The organism is Cupriavidus phytohabitans (genome assembly GCF_017815025.1).
GTDB lineage: Bacteria > Pseudomonadota > Gammaproteobacteria > Burkholderiales > Burkholderiaceae > Cupriavidus.
This window is the reverse complement of sequence record NZ_JAGIQB010000003.1, coordinates 124,108-141,963: the sequence shown is the minus strand read 5'-3', so window position 1 is coordinate 141,963 and position 17,856 is coordinate 124,108. Positions and strand designations below refer to the sequence as shown.

Annotated in this window: 17 protein-coding genes; 16 read left to right on the top strand and 1 reads right to left on the bottom strand. The window is 65.6% G+C overall.

Annotation, left to right across the window (positions count from 1 at the left end):
- The first annotated feature begins 20 nt into the window (after window positions 1-20).
- The 6 genes from J8I34_RS03125 to aroA all read left to right on the top strand — a co-directional run bounded on the left by J8I34_RS03125 (window position 21) and on the right by aroA (window position 7,018).
- Window positions 21-584 carry a DUF2059 domain-containing protein gene (locus J8I34_RS03125; protein ID WP_029045717.1) on the top strand — a complete coding sequence of 188 codons (564 nt, stop codon included), beginning with the start codon at window positions 21-23 and terminating at the stop codon, window positions 582-584.
- A gap of 170 nt (window positions 585-754) precedes the next feature.
- Entirely contained in the window at window positions 755-1,912 is a 1,158-nt protein-coding gene (gene serC, locus J8I34_RS03120; RefSeq protein WP_035876948.1) for a 3-phosphoserine/phosphohydroxythreonine transaminase, read from the top strand.
- A gap of 103 nt (window positions 1,913-2,015) precedes the next feature.
- Window positions 2,016-3,164 (top strand): prephenate dehydratase, encoded by a 1,149-nt coding sequence (pheA, locus tag J8I34_RS03115; RefSeq protein ID WP_029045715.1) that lies wholly within the window; start codon window positions 2,016-2,018, stop codon window positions 3,162-3,164.
- Between the two features lie 42 nt (window positions 3,165-3,206).
- A complete protein-coding gene (gene hisC / locus J8I34_RS03110; protein WP_029045714.1) occupies window positions 3,207-4,334 on the top strand; it encodes a histidinol-phosphate transaminase in 1,128 nt (375 codons plus the stop codon).
- Window positions 4,335-4,708: 374 nt separating this feature from the next.
- Entirely contained in the window at window positions 4,709-5,608 is a 900-nt protein-coding gene (locus J8I34_RS34635) for a prephenate dehydrogenase (protein ID WP_029045713.1), read from the top strand.
- 105 nt (window positions 5,609-5,713) lie between these two features.
- Complete coding sequence (gene aroA, locus J8I34_RS34630; RefSeq protein ID WP_245175739.1) at window positions 5,714-7,018, top strand: 3-phosphoshikimate 1-carboxyvinyltransferase; 1,305 nt, start codon at window positions 5,714-5,716, stop codon at window positions 7,016-7,018.
- On the opposite strand, the gene J8I34_RS03100 is transcribed toward aroA, so the two are convergent.
- On the bottom strand, window positions 7,008-7,244 hold the full coding sequence (locus J8I34_RS03100; protein ID WP_029045711.1) for a DUF2061 domain-containing protein: 237 nt from the start codon (window positions 7,242-7,244) through the stop codon (window positions 7,008-7,010). The genes aroA and J8I34_RS03100 overlap by 11 nt on opposite strands.
- 121 nt (window positions 7,245-7,365) lie before the next feature.
- Here J8I34_RS03100 and cmk point away from each other — a divergent pair, with 121 nt between their 5' ends.
- The 10 genes from cmk (at window position 7,366) to J8I34_RS03050 (ending at window position 17,781) form a co-directional block, all read left to right on the top strand.
- On the top strand, window positions 7,366-8,034 hold the full coding sequence (gene cmk, locus J8I34_RS03095; RefSeq protein ID WP_209773268.1) for a (d)CMP kinase: 669 nt from the start codon (window positions 7,366-7,368) through the stop codon (window positions 8,032-8,034).
- A 170-nt stretch (window positions 8,035-8,204) separates the two neighbouring features.
- A complete protein-coding gene (gene rpsA / locus J8I34_RS03090; protein ID WP_209773265.1) occupies window positions 8,205-9,899 on the top strand; it encodes a 30S ribosomal protein S1 in 1,695 nt (564 codons plus the stop codon).
- Window positions 9,900-9,929: 30 nt separating this feature from the next.
- Window positions 9,930-10,340 (top strand): integration host factor subunit beta, encoded by a 411-nt coding sequence (locus tag J8I34_RS03085; protein WP_029045708.1) that lies wholly within the window; start codon window positions 9,930-9,932, stop codon window positions 10,338-10,340.
- Between the two features lie 275 nt (window positions 10,341-10,615).
- Window positions 10,616-10,963, top strand: a complete 348-nt coding sequence (locus tag J8I34_RS03080; protein WP_029045707.1) for a LapA family protein — start codon at window positions 10,616-10,618, stop codon at window positions 10,961-10,963.
- Between the two features lie 3 nt (window positions 10,964-10,966).
- A complete protein-coding gene (gene lapB, locus J8I34_RS03075) occupies window positions 10,967-12,178 on the top strand; it encodes a lipopolysaccharide assembly protein LapB (RefSeq protein WP_029045706.1) in 1,212 nt (403 codons plus the stop codon).
- A gap of 37 nt (window positions 12,179-12,215) precedes the next feature.
- Window positions 12,216-13,643 carry a UDP-glucose dehydrogenase family protein gene (locus tag J8I34_RS03070; RefSeq protein ID WP_245175738.1) on the top strand — a complete coding sequence of 476 codons (1,428 nt, stop codon included), beginning with the start codon at window positions 12,216-12,218 and terminating at the stop codon, window positions 13,641-13,643.
- Window positions 13,644-13,699: 56 nt separating this feature from the next.
- On the top strand, window positions 13,700-14,644 hold the full coding sequence (gene rfaE1 / locus J8I34_RS03065) for a D-glycero-beta-D-manno-heptose-7-phosphate kinase (protein WP_051320359.1): 945 nt from the start codon (window positions 13,700-13,702) through the stop codon (window positions 14,642-14,644).
- Window positions 14,645-14,671: 27 nt separating this feature from the next.
- Window positions 14,672-15,667, top strand: a complete 996-nt coding sequence (gene rfaD / locus J8I34_RS03060) for an ADP-glyceromanno-heptose 6-epimerase (protein WP_029045704.1) — start codon at window positions 14,672-14,674, stop codon at window positions 15,665-15,667.
- Between the two features lie 170 nt (window positions 15,668-15,837).
- Window positions 15,838-16,227 (top strand): ComEA family DNA-binding protein, encoded by a 390-nt coding sequence (locus J8I34_RS03055; protein ID WP_209805297.1) that lies wholly within the window; start codon window positions 15,838-15,840, stop codon window positions 16,225-16,227.
- Window positions 16,228-16,479: 252 nt separating this feature from the next.
- A complete protein-coding gene (locus tag J8I34_RS03050) occupies window positions 16,480-17,781 on the top strand; it encodes a solute carrier family 23 protein (protein WP_209805296.1) in 1,302 nt (433 codons plus the stop codon).
- Window positions 17,782-17,856 lie beyond the last annotated feature (75 nt).

Here is a 17,856-nt window from a genome sequence, read left to right as displayed (position 1 = left end):
GTATTTACCAGGGAGTCACAATGCTCAAAACCTATCGACGTATCGCTGTTCTGGCCGCTTTCGTTCCGACCTTCATGGTGGCGCAGCATGCCCATGCACAGGACGCGGAAAAGACGGCAGCCATCAAGGAACTGCTTTCCGTCATGCAGGCTGACCAGGCCGTCAAGGGCCAGGCAGAAAACTGGCAGCAAGGTGCCAAGCAGGAAGCCCCGCTGGTGCTGGAGCAGGTTCTGGTCGAGAACAAGACCCTGAGCGACAAGCAGAAGCAGGCCGCGGTCGAAAAGCTGAAGAAGAACGGCGCGGTCCAGCGCATGGTCGATGGCGCCGGCACGGCATTCAATACCGACGGTTTCCGCAAGGATGCCATCCAGGCCCACTATGACGCCTTCGGCAAGTACTACTCCACGCAGGAACTGAAGGACCTGACCACGTTCCTGAAGTCGCCGACCGGCCAGAAGTTCATGGCCAACCAGGGCAAGGCGACCCAGGAGATCTGGGGCTCGATGATGCAGAAGTACGGCCCGCAGGTCGGCAAGTCGATGCGCGACGCCGCCGAGAAGGAAATCACCGCCGCGTCGAAGTGATCTTCGCCGCCGGGCCGGACTGAGGCAATGCGCCGCAGTGCGCCGTTTTGGCCGCCTCGCGCGGGCCGGTGCGGCGCCGGGGTCCGGCCCCGGGCGCCCAACCGGGCGCAGGTTTGAGGGATAATGGCTGCTTGGGTAACTCCGGCAGCCATTTTTCCTTTTCCCGTCTCATGAACGATCCCCAGAATCCCGCACTTGCCGGCATGATGCAGCGTGCATTGGCCGAACGCGTCTACAACTTCTCCCCGGGCCCGGCCATGTTGCCGGCCGAAGTGCTGCAGCAGGCTGCCGAGGAAATGCTGTCATGGCGCGGGACGGGGGTTTCCGTGATGGAAATGAGCCATCGCAGCCGTGAGTTCGAGGGCATCCACAACGAGGCCATCGCCGACCTGCGCGAGCTGCTGCATATCCCCGACAATTTCCGCGTGCTGTTCCTGCAGGGCGGGGCCATCGGCGAAAACGGCATCGTGCCGCTGAACCTGATGCGGCTGCGCAATGCAGAGCAGCCCAAGGCCGATTTCGTCGTCACCGGCACCTGGTCGATCAAGACCGAGCAGGAAGCGCGCCGCTTCGGCGCGGTCAATATCGCCGCGTCCAACGAGGCGGAAAAATTCCACCGGATTCCCGCTGTTGCCGACTGGAAGCTGTCGGATGACGCCGCATACGTGCACCTGTGCACCAACGAGACCATCGTTGGCGTGGAGTTCCAGGACATTCCCGATATCGGCCAGGTCAAGGGCAAGCGCGTGGTGGTGGCCGATGCCTCCAGCCATATCCTGTCGCGCCCGATCGACTGGTCGCGCGTGCAGGTGGTCTACGGCGGCGCGCAGAAGAACATCGGCCCGGCCGGGGTCACCATCGTGATCGTGCGCGAGGACCTGCTTGGCCATGCGCATCCGCTGTGCCCGTCGGCATTCAACTGGCGCCAGGTGGCGGAGCACAACTCGATGTACAACACGCCGCCAACTTACGCCATCTACATCGCCGGGCTGGTCTTCAAATGGCTCAAGCGCCAGGGCGGCGTTCCGGCAATCGAGCAGCGCAACATCGCCAAGGCTACCGCGCTGTACGATTTTCTGGACCAGAGCGACTTCTACCGCAACGAGATCGATCCGAGCTGCCGTTCGCGCATGAACGTGCCGTTCTTCCTCGGCGACGAATCGCGCAACGATGCTTTCCTGGCGCAGGCACGCGCCAATGGCCTGGTACAGCTCAAGGGACACAAGACCGTGGGCGGCATGCGCGCCAGCATCTACAACGCGATGCCGCTGGAAGGCGTGACGGCGCTGATCGATTTCATGCGCGAGTTCGAACGCACCTCGGCCTGAGGTGCGTAGCTGCGACACAGCCTGCGCGCCATTGCGCGCGGCGGCTGTCGCGGACAGGTTTTTCCCCGGCCGCCGCGCCCCGGCGGCCCACCGGATTCATACAATGACAAGTCAAGACAGCACCCCTGCGCACGAGGAGACGCAGCCCAACGGCAATCACCAGAGCGAGGCCGAACGCAACCTGTCGGTCGAGCTGGCGCCGCTGCGCGAGCAGATCGACACGGTGGACCGCGAACTGCTGGCCATGCTGAACCAGCGCGCCAGGCTCGCGCTCGAGGTCGGCGAGGTCAAGAAAAAGTATGGCGCGCCGGTGTTCCGCCCCGAGCGCGAACTTCAGGTCATCCGCAAGGTGCAGGGCGCCAACCCGGGTCCGCTGCTGGGCGAGAGCGTGGCAGCGATCTGGCGCGAGGTGATGTCCGCCTGCCGCGGGCTGGAGAAGCCGCTGGAGGTCGCTTTCCTGGGCCCGGCCGGCACCTTCTCCGAGCAGGCGCTGTTTGCGCACTTCGGCCATGAAGTGAGCGGCGTGCCTTGCCCCAGCATCGACGAAGTGTTCCGCGCGGTGGAGGCGGGTACTGTCGAGTACGGCGTGGTGCCGGTGGAAAATTCGACCGAGGGCGCCGTGTCGCGCACGCTCGATCTGTTCCTGCAGACGTCGCTGAAGATCAGCGGCGAGATCGCGCTGAAGGTTCACCACAACCTGATGGCATCCACGCCCGACATGAAGGGCGTGACCGTGGTGCGCGCGCACGCGCAGGCGCTGGCGCAGTGCCAGCACTGGCTGACCGCCAACTATCCGCACCTGGAGCGCCAGGCGGTATCGAGCAATGCCGAAGCGGCGCGCATGGCCAGCGAGGATCCGACCGTCGCGGCGATCGCCGGCGAATCCGCCGCCAACCGCTACCACCTGCACCTGGTGCGCACGCATATCCAGGACGATCCGCACAACCGCACGCGTTTTGCCGTGATCGGCCGCTACGAGACCGAGCCATCGGGCAGCGACCAGACCTCATTGATCCTGTCGGTGCCGAACAAGGCCGGCGCGGTGTACCAGCTGCTCGCGCCGCTGGCCGAGAACGGCGTGTCGATGTGCCGCTTCGAATCGCGTCCGGCGCGCAGCGGTGCCTGGGAGTACTACTTCTACGTCGACGTCGAAGGGCACCAAAATGAGCCGGCGGTGGCGCGTGCCATCGACGAACTGCGCCGCAACGCGGCCTATCTGAAGGTGCTGGGCTCGTATCCGTCGAGCAAGTAAGGTGAACAAGTAAGGTCAGCGCAACCGTAGCAAGGAGACGAGATGGCGGAGCAGGGTAAGCAGGGCGGCACGGTGTTCGGGCCGGACTATGTGCGGGCGATCTCGCCGTATGTGGCCGGCAAGCCGATTTCGGAAGTCGCGCGCGAGTTCGGGCTGGACGAGGCCGGCATTATCAAGCTTGCCTCCAACGAGAACCCGCTGGGCATGCCGGCCTCCGCGCAGCGCGCCGTCGCTGCCGCTGTGGCTGAGCTGGGACGCTACCCCGATTCGAACTGCTTTGCGCTGAAGGCCGCGTTGTCGGCGCGTTTCGGCGTGCCGGACGACTGGCTCACGCTCGGCAACGGCAGCAATGATATTCTGGAGCTGGCGGCGCATGCGCTGGTCGAGCCCGGCCAGTCGATCGTCTATGCCGAGTACTCGTTCGCGGTCTATGCGCTGGCGACACAGGAGATCGGCGCACGGGCCATTGAAGTCCCTGCGCGCGCCTATGGCCACGATCTCGATGCCATGGGTGCGGCGATCGCGCCGGATACGCGGCTGGTCTTTATCGCCAACCCCAACAACCCCACCGGCACCTTCCTGCCGGCTGCGCAGATCGAAGCCTTCCTGCGGGTGGTGCCTCCAAACGTGGTGGTCGTGCTGGACGAGGCCTACAACGAATACCTGGATGCCGATCAGCAATACGATTCGATCGAGTGGGTGCGCCGCTATCCCAACCTGATGGTCTCGCGCACCTTCTCCAAGGCGTATGGCCTGGCGGGACTGCGCATCGGCTATGCGGTGGCGCAGCCGGCATTGACCGATCTGCTCAACCGCATCCGCCAGCCGTTCAATGTCAACAGCGTGGCGCAGGCAGCGGCGATTGCCGCGCTGGGAGATGCCGAGTTCCTGCGCCGCAGCGCGGAGCTGAACCGCGCGGGCAAGGCGCAGCTGGTCGAGGCCTGCGATCGTCTCGGGCTGGAATACGTGCCATCGTCGGGCAACTTCGTGCTGGTCCGCGTCGGCGATGACGACGGTGCCGGTGCGCGCGTCAACCTGGCCTTGCTGAAGCAGGGCGTGATCGTGCGCCCGGTGGGTAACTACAACCTGCCGCGCTGGCTGCGCGTGACCATCGGCCTGCCCGAGGAAAACGCTGCCTTCATTGCGGCACTGGAGCGGGCGCTGGCTTAGAACCCGTTTCATAATGAAAAAGGGGACGCGTTCAGGCCAGGCGCGGCGCAGGCTAGGCGTGGGCCGCCGGCCTTGGTTATTCCAAGGTCAAGGCCCGCAACAACGCATGCGCCGCGCCTGGCCTGAACCCGAAGGGAAGGCTGCTGCCGGGCCGCATGGCGTTGTTGTGGCCTCCTTGCGTGGAATAACCACGCCGCGTCGGCCACGCCTAGCCCTGCGGCCCGGCAGCAGCCTTCGCGCCTCTTTTTCATTATGAAACGGGTTCTTGAGCCCCGCTACAATCGCGGCGTTTCGCGCCGGGCCGGTGTGCCCGGCGCCGTGCCTTTTTGCTATCGCTCGGCCCGGCCGAGCCACTGCCCGTCGGGCCTGAAATCGTGAGTGCTTTGCATTTTTCCCGTGTTGTCATTGTCGGCGTCGGCCTGATCGGCGGCTCGCTCGCGCTGGCGCTCAAGCGCGCCGGCGTGGCGGGCACGGTGGTCGGCGTGGGCCGGTCGCCCGCGTCGTTGCAGAAGGCGCTGGACCTTGGCGTGATCGACGAAGCGGCGACGCTGGCCGATGCTGCTCGTGGCGCCAGCGTGATCGTGCTGTGCACGCCAGTGGCGCAGAATTTCGCGCTGCTGCATGCGCTCGAGCCGCACCTGCAGCCCGGCACCATCGTCACCGACGCGGGCAGCACCAAGTCCGACGTGATCATGGCGGCCAAGACCGCGCTGGGCGACAAGGCCGCGCAGTTCGTGCCGGCACACCCGATCGCCGGGCGCGAACTCAACGGCGTGGAAGCGGCGCTCCCCGACCTCTACGTCGGCAAGAAGACCGTGCTGTGCCCATTGCAGGAGAATTCTCGCGATGATGTCGCTGCCGTCCGCGCGATGTGGGAAAGCGCCGGCGCGCAATGCCACGTGATGTCGGCGGTGCAGCACGACGCGGTGTTCGCGTCGGTCAGCCACTTGCCGCACGTGCTGTCGTACGCGCTGGTGGCGCAGGTGGCCAATGCCGAAGACGCCGAGTTGAAACTGGATTTCGCCGGTGGCGGCTTTCGCGATTTCACGCGCATCGCGGCGTCGTCGCCGGAAATGTGGCGCGACATCTGCGTGGCCAACCGTGATGCGTTGTTGCGCGAACTCAATACCTACCAGTCGGTGCTCGCGCACCTGAAGACACAGATCGAGAAGGGCGACGGCGACGCGCTCGAACGCATCTTCACGCGCGCCAGCAAGACCCGGCTGGCCTGGGGCGCAGAACGCGCCGCGGGCAACAACCATATCGAACCGTAGAACCGTAGTATCGAACCACAAGACAGCGCGGGCGCGGCACGCTGCCGCGCCGCGACTGAATCGCTGAATTTGCCTTACCGCGGCGCCCCGGCGCCCTCCGAGACCATGGAACACCTGACGCTAGGCCCCCTGACCCGCGCCACCGGCACCGTGCGGCTGCCGGGCTCGAAGAGCATCTCCAACCGCGTGCTGCTGCTGGCCGCGCTGGCCAGCGGCGAAACCCGCGTGCGCGACCTGCTCGATTCCGACGACACCCGCGTGATGCTGCAGGCGCTGCGCACGCTGGGCGTGGTATGGCGGCAGGACGGCGCCGACTACATCGTCACCGGCGCCGGCGGGAATTTCCCGAACAAATCGGCCGAGCTGTTCATGGGCAATGCCGGCACGGCGATCCGCCCGCTGACGGCAGCGCTGGCGCTGCAGGGAGGCAGCTACAAGCTGTCGGGCGTGCCGCGCATGCACGAGCGCCCGATCGGCGACCTGGTCGACGGCCTCCGCCAGGTCGGCGCGGTGATCGACTACCTCGGCAACGAAGGCTTCCCGCCGCTGCATATCCAGCCGGCCGGCATCCGCATCGACGCGCCGATCCGCGTGCGCGGCGATGTATCGAGCCAGTTCCTGACCGCGTTGCTGATGAGCCTGCCGATGGCGCAAAGCAACAGCGGCCGGATCGAGATCGAGGTGGTGGGCGAGCTGATCTCCAAGCCCTATATCGAGATCACGCTGAACCTGCTCGCGCGCTTCGGCATCCAGGTCGAGCGGCAGGGCTGGGAGCGCTTCGTGCTGCCCGCGGGCGCGGCCTACATGTCGCCCGGCGAGATTTATGTGGAGGGCGATGCCTCCTCGGCATCGTATTTCCTGGCGGCCGGCGCAATCGGCGGCGGGCCGGTGCGGGTCGAGGGCGTGGGCATGTCCAGCATCCAGGGCGACGTGCGCTTTGCCGATGCGCTCAACCGCATGGGCGCCAACATCATGGCCGGCGAGAACTGGATCGAAGTGCGCGGTACGGAACGCGAAGACGGCCGCCTGCACGGCATCGAGCTGGACTGCAACCATATCCCGGATGCGGCAATGACGCTGGCGGTGGCGGCGCTGTTTGCCGAAGGCACCACGACACTGACCAATATCGCCAGCTGGCGCGTCAAGGAAACCGACCGGATCGCCGCGATGGCAACGGAACTGCGCAAGCTGGGCGCAGTCGTGGAAGAAGGGGCGGACTATCTGCGTGTGACGCCGCCGCCCGCCTGGCAGACCCCGGCCGACGGCATTGGCACCTATGATGACCATCGCATGGCGATGTGTTTCTCGCTGGCCGCATTTGGACCGCTGCCAGTGCGGATCAATGACCCAGGCTGCGTGGCAAAGACGTTCCCGGACTACTTCAGCGTCTTTGCCGGCGTTACGCGCTGACCAGATCACCGGGCGTTGCCGGGGTGCTGGTTGCTGCAGGGACGGCGGCCGCGTGGCGGCGCTCGCGCCGTTCCCAGTAGCGATCGAAGAAGTAGTGGGCCACGGTATTGACGGCCGGTTCGATGAACGTGACGGCGCCGCTGATGGCAATGCTGCCGGTCAGCGCATACGTCACGCTGAAAGCGATGCCGAGGTGCATGATGCCGAACGTCAGGGTTTTTGCCATGGTAGATTGCCTCGCGATCGAAAACTGGAGGGTGCGCACCGCAATGCGGCAAAGCGCCATGAATCAAATGATAATTCTCAGTTGCCTTAACAATAAATCGTTTCTTTGAGTTTCATAACCAATGACTATTGTCAACGTCATCGCCATTGACGGGCCGACCGCTTCCGGCAAGGGTACGGTTGCACACAAGGTCGCCGATGCGGTGGGCTTCCATCTGCTCGACAGCGGGGCCCTGTACCGGCTGGTGGCGTTGGCAAGCGATCGCGCCGGTGTTGACCTGGCCGACGTGGACACCCTTGCAAAGGTCGCTTCCCGCCTCGAAGTGAAGTTCGGCCCTGACCGGGTCTGGCTGCAGGGCGAGGAAGTCAGCCTGGCGATCCGGGCCGAGGCCATCGGCAACCGCGCCTCGGCCATTGCCGTGCACCAGCCGGTGCGCGACGCGCTGACGCAGTTGCAGCGCGATTTCCGCAAGCTGCCCGGCCTGGTCGCCGATGGCCGCGACATGGGCACCGTGATCTTCCCGGACGCCCAACTGAAAGTGTTCCTGACGGCAAGTGTCGAGGCGCGTGCTCGCAGGCGCTATAAACAATTGATTGATAAGGGAATTTCTGCTAATATCGAAGACCTTTTGCGTGACCTTGAGGCGCGCGACGCGCGGGATCGCAACCGCGCGGCCGCACCGCTGCGTCCCGCCGAGGATGCAAAGCTGCTCGATACCTCCGACATGACGGTGGATCAGGCAGTGGCGCAGGTGCTGGAGTGGTTTGCCGCTGTGCGGTCCGGTGCATGAATGCATCGGACGCATGACAAGCGAACGGACCTCGCCCGCACCCGATGGCGCCAGCCCGGACATGCCTGACCGGCCCGAAGCTGGCTTTTGTCAAACCTGACCCCGCTGCACTGGCAGACTGAGCGCGATAGTCGCGCCGGCCAGCGTACTGCGGATTTCACCTTACGTTTATGTCCGACCTGCAAACTAACGAATCCTTTGCCGCACTGTTCGAGGAATCGATCGCCCGCTCCAATATGAAGGCTGGCGAAGTGATCTCCGCTGAAGTCGTGCGCATCGACCACAACTTCGTGGTCGTCAACGCCGGCCTCAAGTCCGAGGCATTTGTGCCGGTGGAGGAGTTCCTGAACGACCAGGGCGAACTCGAAGTGCAGGCCGGCGACTACGTCTCCGTAGCCATCGACGCACTCGAGAACGGCTATGGCGACACTATCCTGTCCCGCGACAAGGCCAAGCGCCTGGCATCGTGGCTGAACCTCGAGAAGGCGCTGGAAGACGGCGAGATCATCTCGGGTACCGTGACCGGCAAGGTCAAGGGCGGCCTGACCGTCATGGTCAACGGCATCCGCGCGTTCCTGCCGGGCTCGCTGGTTGACGTGCGTCCGATCAAGGACACCACCCCGTACGAAGGCAAGACCCTGGAATTCAAGGTCATCAAGCTGGACCGCAAGCGCAACAACGTTGTGCTGTCGCGCCGTGCCGTGGTCGAAGCCACGCTGGGCGAAGAGCGCCAGAAGCTGATGGAAACCCTGAAGGAAGGCGCCATCGTCAACGGTATCGTCAAGAACATCACCGACTACGGTGCGTTCGTTGACCTGGGCGGTATCGACGGCCTGCTGCACATCACCGACCTGGCCTGGCGCCGTGTCCGCCACCCGAGCGAAGTGCTGTCGGTTGGCCAGGAAATCACCGCCAAGATCCTCAAGTTCGACCAGGAAAAGAACCGCGTCTCGCTGGGCGTGAAGCAGCTGGGCGAAGATCCGTGGGTCGGCATCTCGCGCCGCTACCCGCAAGGCACCCGCCTGTTCGGCAAGGTGACCAACCTGACCGACTACGGCGCGTTCGTCGAGATCGAAGCCGGCATCGAAGGCCTGGTGCACGTGTCGGAAATGGACTGGACCAACAAGAACGTTGCCCCGTCCAAGGTTGTCCAGCTGGGCGACGAAGTGGAAGTCATGGTCCTGGATATCGACGAAGACAAGCGTCGTATCAGCCTGGGCATGAAGCAGTGCAAGGCCAACCCGTGGGACGATTTCTCGCGTAACCACAAGAAGGGCGACAAGCTGAGCGGCCAGATCAAGTCGATCACCGACTTCGGCGTGTTCATCGGCCTGCCTGGTGGCATCGACGGCCTGGTGCACCTGTCCGACCTGTCCTGGCAAGAGTCCGGCGAAGAGGCCGTGCGCAAGTACAAGAAGGGCGACGAAGTCGAAGCCGTGGTTCTGGGCATCGACGTCGACAAGGAACGCATTTCGCTGGGTATCAAGCAGCTGTCGGGCGATCCGTTCAACAACTTCATCTCGGCCAACGACAAGGGCTCGCTCGTTACCGGCACCATCAAGGCCGTTGACGCCAAGGGCGCCGTGGTCCAGCTGGCTGACGACGTGGAAGGCTACCTGCGTGCATCGGAAATCTCCGCTGACCGCGTGGAAGACGCCCGCAACGTGCTGAAGGAAGGCGAGCAGATCACCGCCCTGGTGGTGAACGTCGACCGCAAGTCGCGCAACATCAACCTGTCGATCAAGGCCAAGGACAGCGCAGAGCAGCAGGAAGCGATGCAGAAGTTCCAGGCTGACACCGGCACGGCTGGCACGACCAACCTCGGCGCCCTGCTGAAGGCCAAGCTCGGCCAGGACAACCAGTAATCGCAGGCCCCCGCGCTTGCGCGAATGCCCATGACCAAGTCGGAGCTCGTCGAAAAACTGGCTGCCCGCTTCCCCCAGCTGCTGCTGCGGGATGCGGACATCTCGGTCAAAACGATACTCGACGCGATGTCCGATGCGCTGGCCGATGGCCATCGCATCGAGATCCGCGGATTCGGCAGTTTTGGTCTGAACAAGCGTCCGCCTCGCGTGGGGCGCAATCCCAAGTCCGGCGAACGGGTGCTGGTACCTGAGAAACGGGTACCGCACTTCAAGGCGGGCAAGGAGTTGCGCGAACGGGTTGACCGCAGCCAGCCGGCGCCTGCGGGCGTCAATGGCAACGGCCATTCCGTCGGCACGGCCCAGGCCGTGCCGGGCAAGGCAGGCCCTGGCGCCGCTCCGGCGGCGCTGCACGAGGGTGGACTGAACCTGGTCCGCTCCTGAGCATCGCCTGCCTGCCCAGTTGACTGGTAAGTCAAAAAAAAGCGCCCTTCGGGGCGCTTTTTTTGTTCTGCGCTTGCTGGCCCGCGTTGCTGGGGGCCGGCGAGGCATCGCCGCACAATACGTGTCAGCGCCCGCAGCGCTGCGCGCGTTAGCCTCCCGTAACCGCCGCGTTACCGAATCGACGAAGTGATTCCGTTACAATGCCGGGGTCATTGCCGGCCCGCGCACATGCGCCGGCGCCGCCTAAACGTCACGCTGCCAAGCTGCCTACCTGCATGAAACTGTTCGCCTGGATCGTCCGTATCGTCGTATTCGTGCTGCTGTTCGTGCTGGCGCTGCGCAATACCGCTGACGCTTCGCTGCAGCTGTTTTTCAACGCCGTCTGGCACGCCCCGCTAATTCTTATCCTGTTCGCCGCCTTCGTGCTTGGCGCGGTCGCGGCGCTGGCCTCGGCGGCACCTGGCCTGATGCGCCAGCGGATGGAGGTCGCCAGGCTGCGCCGCGCGCTGACGCAAGCGCAGGCGGCCGCCGCATCCGCATCGCCGCAGCCGGCGGCTGCAAGCACGGCCACGCCGCGCGACGCCAAGCCGGTCCCTTACAACGTAGTCGGCCCGAAAGTCTGATCCATGATGTTTGAAACCTGGTGGTTGCTGGCGCTGCCACTTGTCTTTGGCCTTGGCTGGATGGCGGCGCGCTTCGACGTGCGGCAACTCATCAGCGAGCAGGGCGCGCTGCCGCGTTCTTATTTCAAGGGCCTCAATTTCCTGCTCAACGAGCAACCCGACAAGGCCATCGACGCCTTTATCGAGGTGGCCCGCCTTGATCCCGAAACCACCGAACTCCACTTTGCCCTCGGCGCGCTGTTCCGCCGCCGCGGCGAAACCGAGCGCGCCATCCGCGTGCACCAGAACCTGGCGACCCGTCCCGACCTGCCCGAGCCGGAGCGCGAACATGCGCTCTACGAGCTTGGCCAGGACTTCCTGCGCGCCGGCCTGCTGGACCGCGCCGAGGAGTCGCTGCGCCGGCTGATGTCCGGCCCGTATGCAGCCTCGGCCAAGCGCGTGCTGCTCGAGCTGTATGAGGTCGAGAAGGAGTGGCAAAAGGCCATCGACGCCGCGCGCGAGCTGCAGACGCTGGAGCAGAAGAGCTACAGCCTGCAGATCGCCCAGTTCTGCTGCGAACTGGCGCAGGACGCGCTGCAGCGCAAGCGTCCCGAGGATGCGGTGAAATGGCTGAACCAGGCCATCGCGGAAAATCCGGCCAATGTGCGTGCCCCTATCCTGCTGGGTGACGTGGCGGCGGCCTCCGGCGATGCACGCGCGGCGCTCGGCCACTGGCTGGGCATCGAACGACAGGACGCCTCCTACCTGCCGCTGGTCGCCGATCGCGTGGTCAAGGCCTATGCCAGCCTGCAGCAGGAAGGCACGGCGCTGGAGTGGCTGCACGGCCTGCTCAAGGGCAAGCTCGCACCGGAACTGCTCGACACTGCATACAAGTCCGAGCTTGAAACGAACGGCCCCGAAGCCGCGGCGCGCCTGATGCGCGAGCAATTGCGGCGCCAGCCCACGCTGCTGGCGCTGACAAAGTACTTCGAGGCGCAGGCCGCCGTGACCTCGGCCGAAGTGCCGGCCGGTGCCGATGTCCCCGCCGAGGACGGCGCCGGCGACCGCGATCAGGAAACCGGCGCGATCCGCGACCTGCTGCAGGCGCGCACGCGCAACCTGGCGCGCTACACCTGCCGTGAATGCGGTTTCCGCGCCCGCCTGTTTTACTGGCAATGCCCGGGCTGCAATCGCTGGGAAACCTACGCGCCGCGGCGTTCCGAGACGCTGGGCTGAGCCCGGCGCGCAGCACTACAGAATCTGATCTGAAGCCATGAAAGTTACCATTATCGGCAGCGGCTATGTCGGCCTCGTCACCGGCGCTTGCCTGGCGGAGCTGGGCAACGATGTGTTCTGCCTCGACCTGGACGAAAAGAAGATCGCGCTGCTCAACGCGGGCGGCGTGCCGATCTACGAGCCGGGCCTGCAGGAACTGATCCAGCGCAACCGCGCCGCCGGACGCCTGGTCTTTTCGACCGACGTCGCCGCCAGCGTGGAGCATGCTGACGTGCAGTTCATCGCGGTCGGGACGCCGCCGGACGAAGACGGCTCGGCCGACCTGAAGTACGTGCTGGCCGCGGCGCACAACATCGGCCGGCACATGACCGGCTTCAAGGTCGTGGTCGACAAATCCACCGTGCCGGTGGGCACGGGCGACCGCGTCACTGCCGCGATCCGCGAGGAACTGGCCGCGCGCGGGCTGGAAGACCTGCAGTTCTCGGTGGTTTCGAACCCCGAGTTCCTGAAGGAGGGCGCCGCCGTCGAGGACTTCATGCGCCCCGACCGCATCGTGCTGGGCTGCAACCCGGACGCTGCCGGCCGCCATGCGCAGGCCACCATGCGCACGCTGTACGCGCCGTTCAACCGGCACCATGAGCGTACGTTCTACATGGACGTGCGCTCTGCCGAGTTCACCAAGTACGCGGCCAATTCGATGCTGGCCACGCGTATCTCGTTCATGAACGAACTGGCCAACCTGGCCGACGAGGTCGGCGCCGATATCGAACTCGTGCGCATGGGTATCGGCTCCGATCCGCGTATCGGCTACAGTTTCCTGTATGCCGGCGCGGGATACGGCGGTTCGTGCTTTCCCAAGGACGTGCAGGCGCTGATGCGCACCGCGGCCGACCATGGCAAGCCGATGCGCGTGCTCGAGGCGGTGGAGGCCGTCAATGGCGCGCAGAAGCGCGTGCTGGGCGAGAAGATCGTGCGCCGCTTCGGCGATGACCTTGCCGGCCGCTCCTTTGCTATCTGGGGGCTGGCATTCAAGCCCAATACCGACGATATGCGCGAGGCGCCGTCGCGGATCCTGGCGCGGGAACTGGTGTCGCGCGGCGCGTCACTGCGCGTGCACGACCCGGTATCGATGGCGGAAGCACGCCGCGCGCTGGAGTCTGACCTGTCCGACCTGCCTGAGGCCATGGCGCGCGTCAGCTTCCACGACAACCAGATGGATGCGCTGGACGGCGCCGATGCGCTGGTCATCGTGACCGAATGGAAGGTATTCCGCAGTCCGGACTTCGGCCAGATCAAGCGGCGGCTGAAGACGCCGGTGATCTTCGACGGGCGCAACCTGTATGAGCCCCAGGCCATGGCCGAGAGCGGCGTCGAGTACCACGCCATCGGCCGCCCGGCCCGGCCCGGATCAACAGGCGGCGCACGACTTCGCGAACAAATAGAGCGTGCACGGGTCAACGACTGATCAACTGACATGCTGACGAGGCGGCGCTGGCTGCCTCGCAATCGCCAAGGATCTTCATGAACAAGACCATCCCGCAGGAACAGATCCGGCAGTCTCATATCCTGGTGGTCGGCGACATGATGCTGGACCGCTACTGGTTCGGCGACGTCGAACGCATTTCGCCGGAAGCCCCGGTGCCGGTGGTGCAGGTCAAGCGCAGCGACGAGCGCCTGGGCGGCGCCGCCAACGTGGCGCGCAACGCCGCCGCGCTGGGCGCGCGCGTGGGCATGCTGGGCGTGGTCGGCGACGACGAGCCGGCGCGCACGCTGGAGGCGCTGCTGGCCGAGAGCCGCGTCGAGCCCTACCTGCACCGCGATCCCAAGCTGAACACCACCATCAAGCTGCGCGTGGTCGCCCACCAGCAGCAGTTGCTGCGCGTGGACTTCGAGAACGCCCCGGCGCACGAAGTGCTGGCCGCGGTACAGGACCGGTTCCAGGGCCTGATCAACGACTACCAGGTGCTGGTGCTGTCCGACTACGGCAAGGGCGGCCTGACGCACGTCTCCCGCATGATTGACGCCGGCCGCGCGGCCGGCCGCAAGGTGCTGATCGACCCCAAGGGCGACGACTACTCGCGTTACCGCGGCGCCACGCTGATCACTCCCAACCGCTCCGAGATGCGTGCCGTGGTCGGCGCCTGGAAGACCGAGGCCGACCTCACCATCCGCGCCCAGAACCTGCGCCGCGAGCTGCAGCTCGAAGCGCTGCTGCTGACGCGCTCGGAAGAGGGCATGACGCTCTACACGGAAGCCGAAGTGCTGCACGTGTCGGCCCAGGCGCGCGAGGTCTATGATGTATCGGGTGCCGGCGATACCGTGATCGCCACGCTGGCCACCATGCTCGGCGCCGGCGTGCCGCTCAAGGAAGCCGTCCAGCATGCCAACCGCGCCGGCGGCATCGTGGTCGGCAAGCTCGGCACCGCCGTCGTCACCTACCCCGAATTGTTCGGCGCCGCCCCGTGACGCGCGGCGCCCATTACTGAAGCGACCATGACCATCATCGTGACCGGCGCCGCCGGCTTTATCGGCAGCAACCTTGTCAAGGGCCTGAACGACCGGGGCGAGACCAATGTCATCGCCGTCGACAACCTGACCCGCGCCGACAAGTTCCACAACCTCGTCGACTGCGAGATCTCCGACTACCTGGACAAGGAGGACTTCCTCGAGCGCTTTGCCAAGGGGCAGTTCGGCAAGGTCCGCGCGGTGTTCCACGAAGGCGCCTGCTCCGACACCATGGAGAGCGACGGGCGCTACATGATGGAGAACAATTACCGCTACACGCTGTCGCTGATGGAAGGCTGCCTGGAGCAGGGCGCGCAATTCCTCTATGCCTCATCGGCCGCGACCTACGGCGCCTCGCAGGTGTTCCGCGAGGACCGCGAGTTCGAGCGTCCGCTGAACGTGTACGGCTACTCCAAGTTCCTGTTCGACCAGATCGTGCGGCGCAGGTTGCCGTCGGCGCTGTCGCAGGTCGTGGGCTTCCGCTATTTCAATGTGTATGGTCCGCGCGAGAACCACAAGGGCCGCATGGCTTCGGTGGCCTTCCACAATTTCAACCAGTTCCGCGCCGACGGCACCGTGAAGCTGTTCGGCGAGTACGGCGGCTATGGTCCCGGCATGCAGAGCCGCGACTTCATCTCGGTCGAGGACGTGGTCAAGGTCAACCTGTACTTTCTGGACCATCCGGAGAAGTCCGGCATCTTCAACCTGGGCACCGGCCGGGCACAGCCGTTCAACGACATCGCCGTTACCGTGGTCAACACGCTGCGCGAGGCGGAAGGCAAGCCGCGGCTGTCGCTGGAAGAGCTGGCGCAGGAAGGCCTGGTCGAGTACGTCAAGTTCCCGGACGCGCTGCGCGGCAAATACCAGTGCTTTACGCAGTCCGATGTGTCGAAGCTGCGCGGCGCCGGCTACAACGAGCGGTTCCTGACGGTCGAGGAAGGCGTGGCGCGCTACTGCCGCTGGCTGATCGAGCGCAACGGCTGACGCTGGCACCCGTAATACCGCGATTCCAATGACCGGCCGACACGTTTTCGTGCGGACGGTGTCAATTTGTGTTGCCGTACGCGCTGCCGTGGCGCGCTGAACCTATCCTGAGCTGGCCTCGCCGCAGTGGCGGGGTGGTACTTCACACCATCCACAGCAAAGGAGCTTTCATGTTCAAGCATTGGGTCTGGCAACTCGTCCGTCGTTTTTTCCTGCTGGCTGCGATGTGCCTGTGCGCGGGCGGCGCGGCGCATGCCGCCATCGACGTCAATACGGCCGACGAGGCCGCGCTGACTTCGGTCAAGGGCGTTGGCCCCGCCACCGCACGCAATATCGTCGATGAGCGCAACAAGCGCGGCCCGTACAAGGATGCCGCCGATCTTGCCGAGCGCGTCAGCGGGGTGGGCCCGAAGTCCGTGGCCAGGTTGCAGGAAGGGGGGCTGGTGTTCGGCGCCGCCGCCGCCGCTGCGCCGGCCACTGCGGCCCCCGCGGCCACCGCGGCCAAGCCCGGCAAGGCGGCAGCCGCACCGCCAGCCGCAGCCGCCAAGGCAGCTCGCTGAAGCAGCAGGCGGAGCCTGTCGCCCTGTGCCTGGTCCGGATGCGCCCGGGCTCGTCCTTGCTGGTACGTCTCGTGCTACACCTGTGCAGCTTCGCAGCCATCTGGCTGCGGAGTATCATGCGGACGCCGCGCCGGCAGGATCTGCCGCGCGCGCGCGCCGACCGGCAATATGCAGCCGGTTGGCGGCGATCACCAACCACAATCGCGGCGGCCGCTGACGCAGCGGCCCGCCCGGACACAGGGAGCACAACACATGGCGAATGGCGAGGACGCGGGTTTCCTGCCGAAATGGCGGCTCAAGACCGAAGGGGTAATCGGGCCCGACGAACGGCTGCCGGCCGGGCAGACGCTGCTGGCCGGCATCCAGCACGTGGTGGCGATGTTCGGCTCGACCGCCATCGCGCCGATCCTGATGGGCTTCAATCCCAATATCGCCATCCTGTTTTCCGGTATCGGCACGCTGATCTTTTTTCTGTGCGTGCGCGGCCGGGTGCCCAGCTACCTTGGTTCGAGCTTTGCCTTCATCGCCGTGGTGATCGCTGCCACAGGCTATGCCGGCAGCGGCCCCAACCTCAATATCCCGGTGGCACTGGGCGGCATCATTGCAGCGGGCGCGCTCTACACGCTGATCGGCCTGGTGGTGCAGGCCGTGGGCTACGCCTGGGTGGAAAAGCTGATGCCGCCGGTGGTCACCGGCGCGATCGTCGCGGCCATCGGGCTGAACCTGGCGCCGGTCGCGGTCAAGGCGGTCAGCGGCTCTTCGCTTGACACCTGGGTGGGCCTGCTGACGGTGCTGGCCGTGGGCCTGGTCGCAGTGCGCGCGCCAGGCATGCTCGGCCGCCTGCCGGTGCTGATCGGCGGGCTGGTGGGGTACGTTGCCTACTACGTGGGCACCAACGTGATGGGACTGGGCAAGCCGATCGACTTCTCCAGCGTTGCCGCGGCCAGCTGGTTCGGGCTGCCTGCGTTCACCGCACCGGCGTTCGAGGTCAGCGCCATGCTGCTGATCGCCCCGGTGGCGATCGTGCTGGTGGCAGAGAACCTCGGCCACATCAAGGCCATTGGCGTGATGACGGGCCGTAACCTCGATCCGTATATCGGCCGCGCGTTTATCGGCGACGGCATCGCGACCATGCTGTCGGCCAGTGGCGGCGGCACCGGCGTGACCACCTATGCCGAAAACATGGGTGTGATGGCGGTCACCAAGATCTACTCCACGCTGATCTTCGTGGTGGCGGCGGCGGTGGCCATCGTGCTGGGCTTTTCGCCCAAGTTCGGCGCGCTGATCCTGACCATCCCGGGACCGGTGATCGGCGGCCTGACCATCGTGGTGTTCGGCCTGATTGCCGCGACCGCGGGCCGGATCTGGGTGCAGAATAAGGTGGATTTCTCCAGTTCGCGCAACCTGATCACGGTCGGCGCCACGCTGACGGTGGCCGCGGGCGACCTGACGCTGAAGCTGGGCGGCATGACGCTGGGTGGCATCGGCACCGCCACCTTTGGCTGCATCCTGCTGTACCACCTGCTGGGCGAAGGCAACCACGAGGCCGACTGAGTCGCGCGGGGAATCAGGGAATCGGGAAGTGGGGATGCGGGTCGGGCGCATTGGTGCAAATCCCGCCTGCCGGCG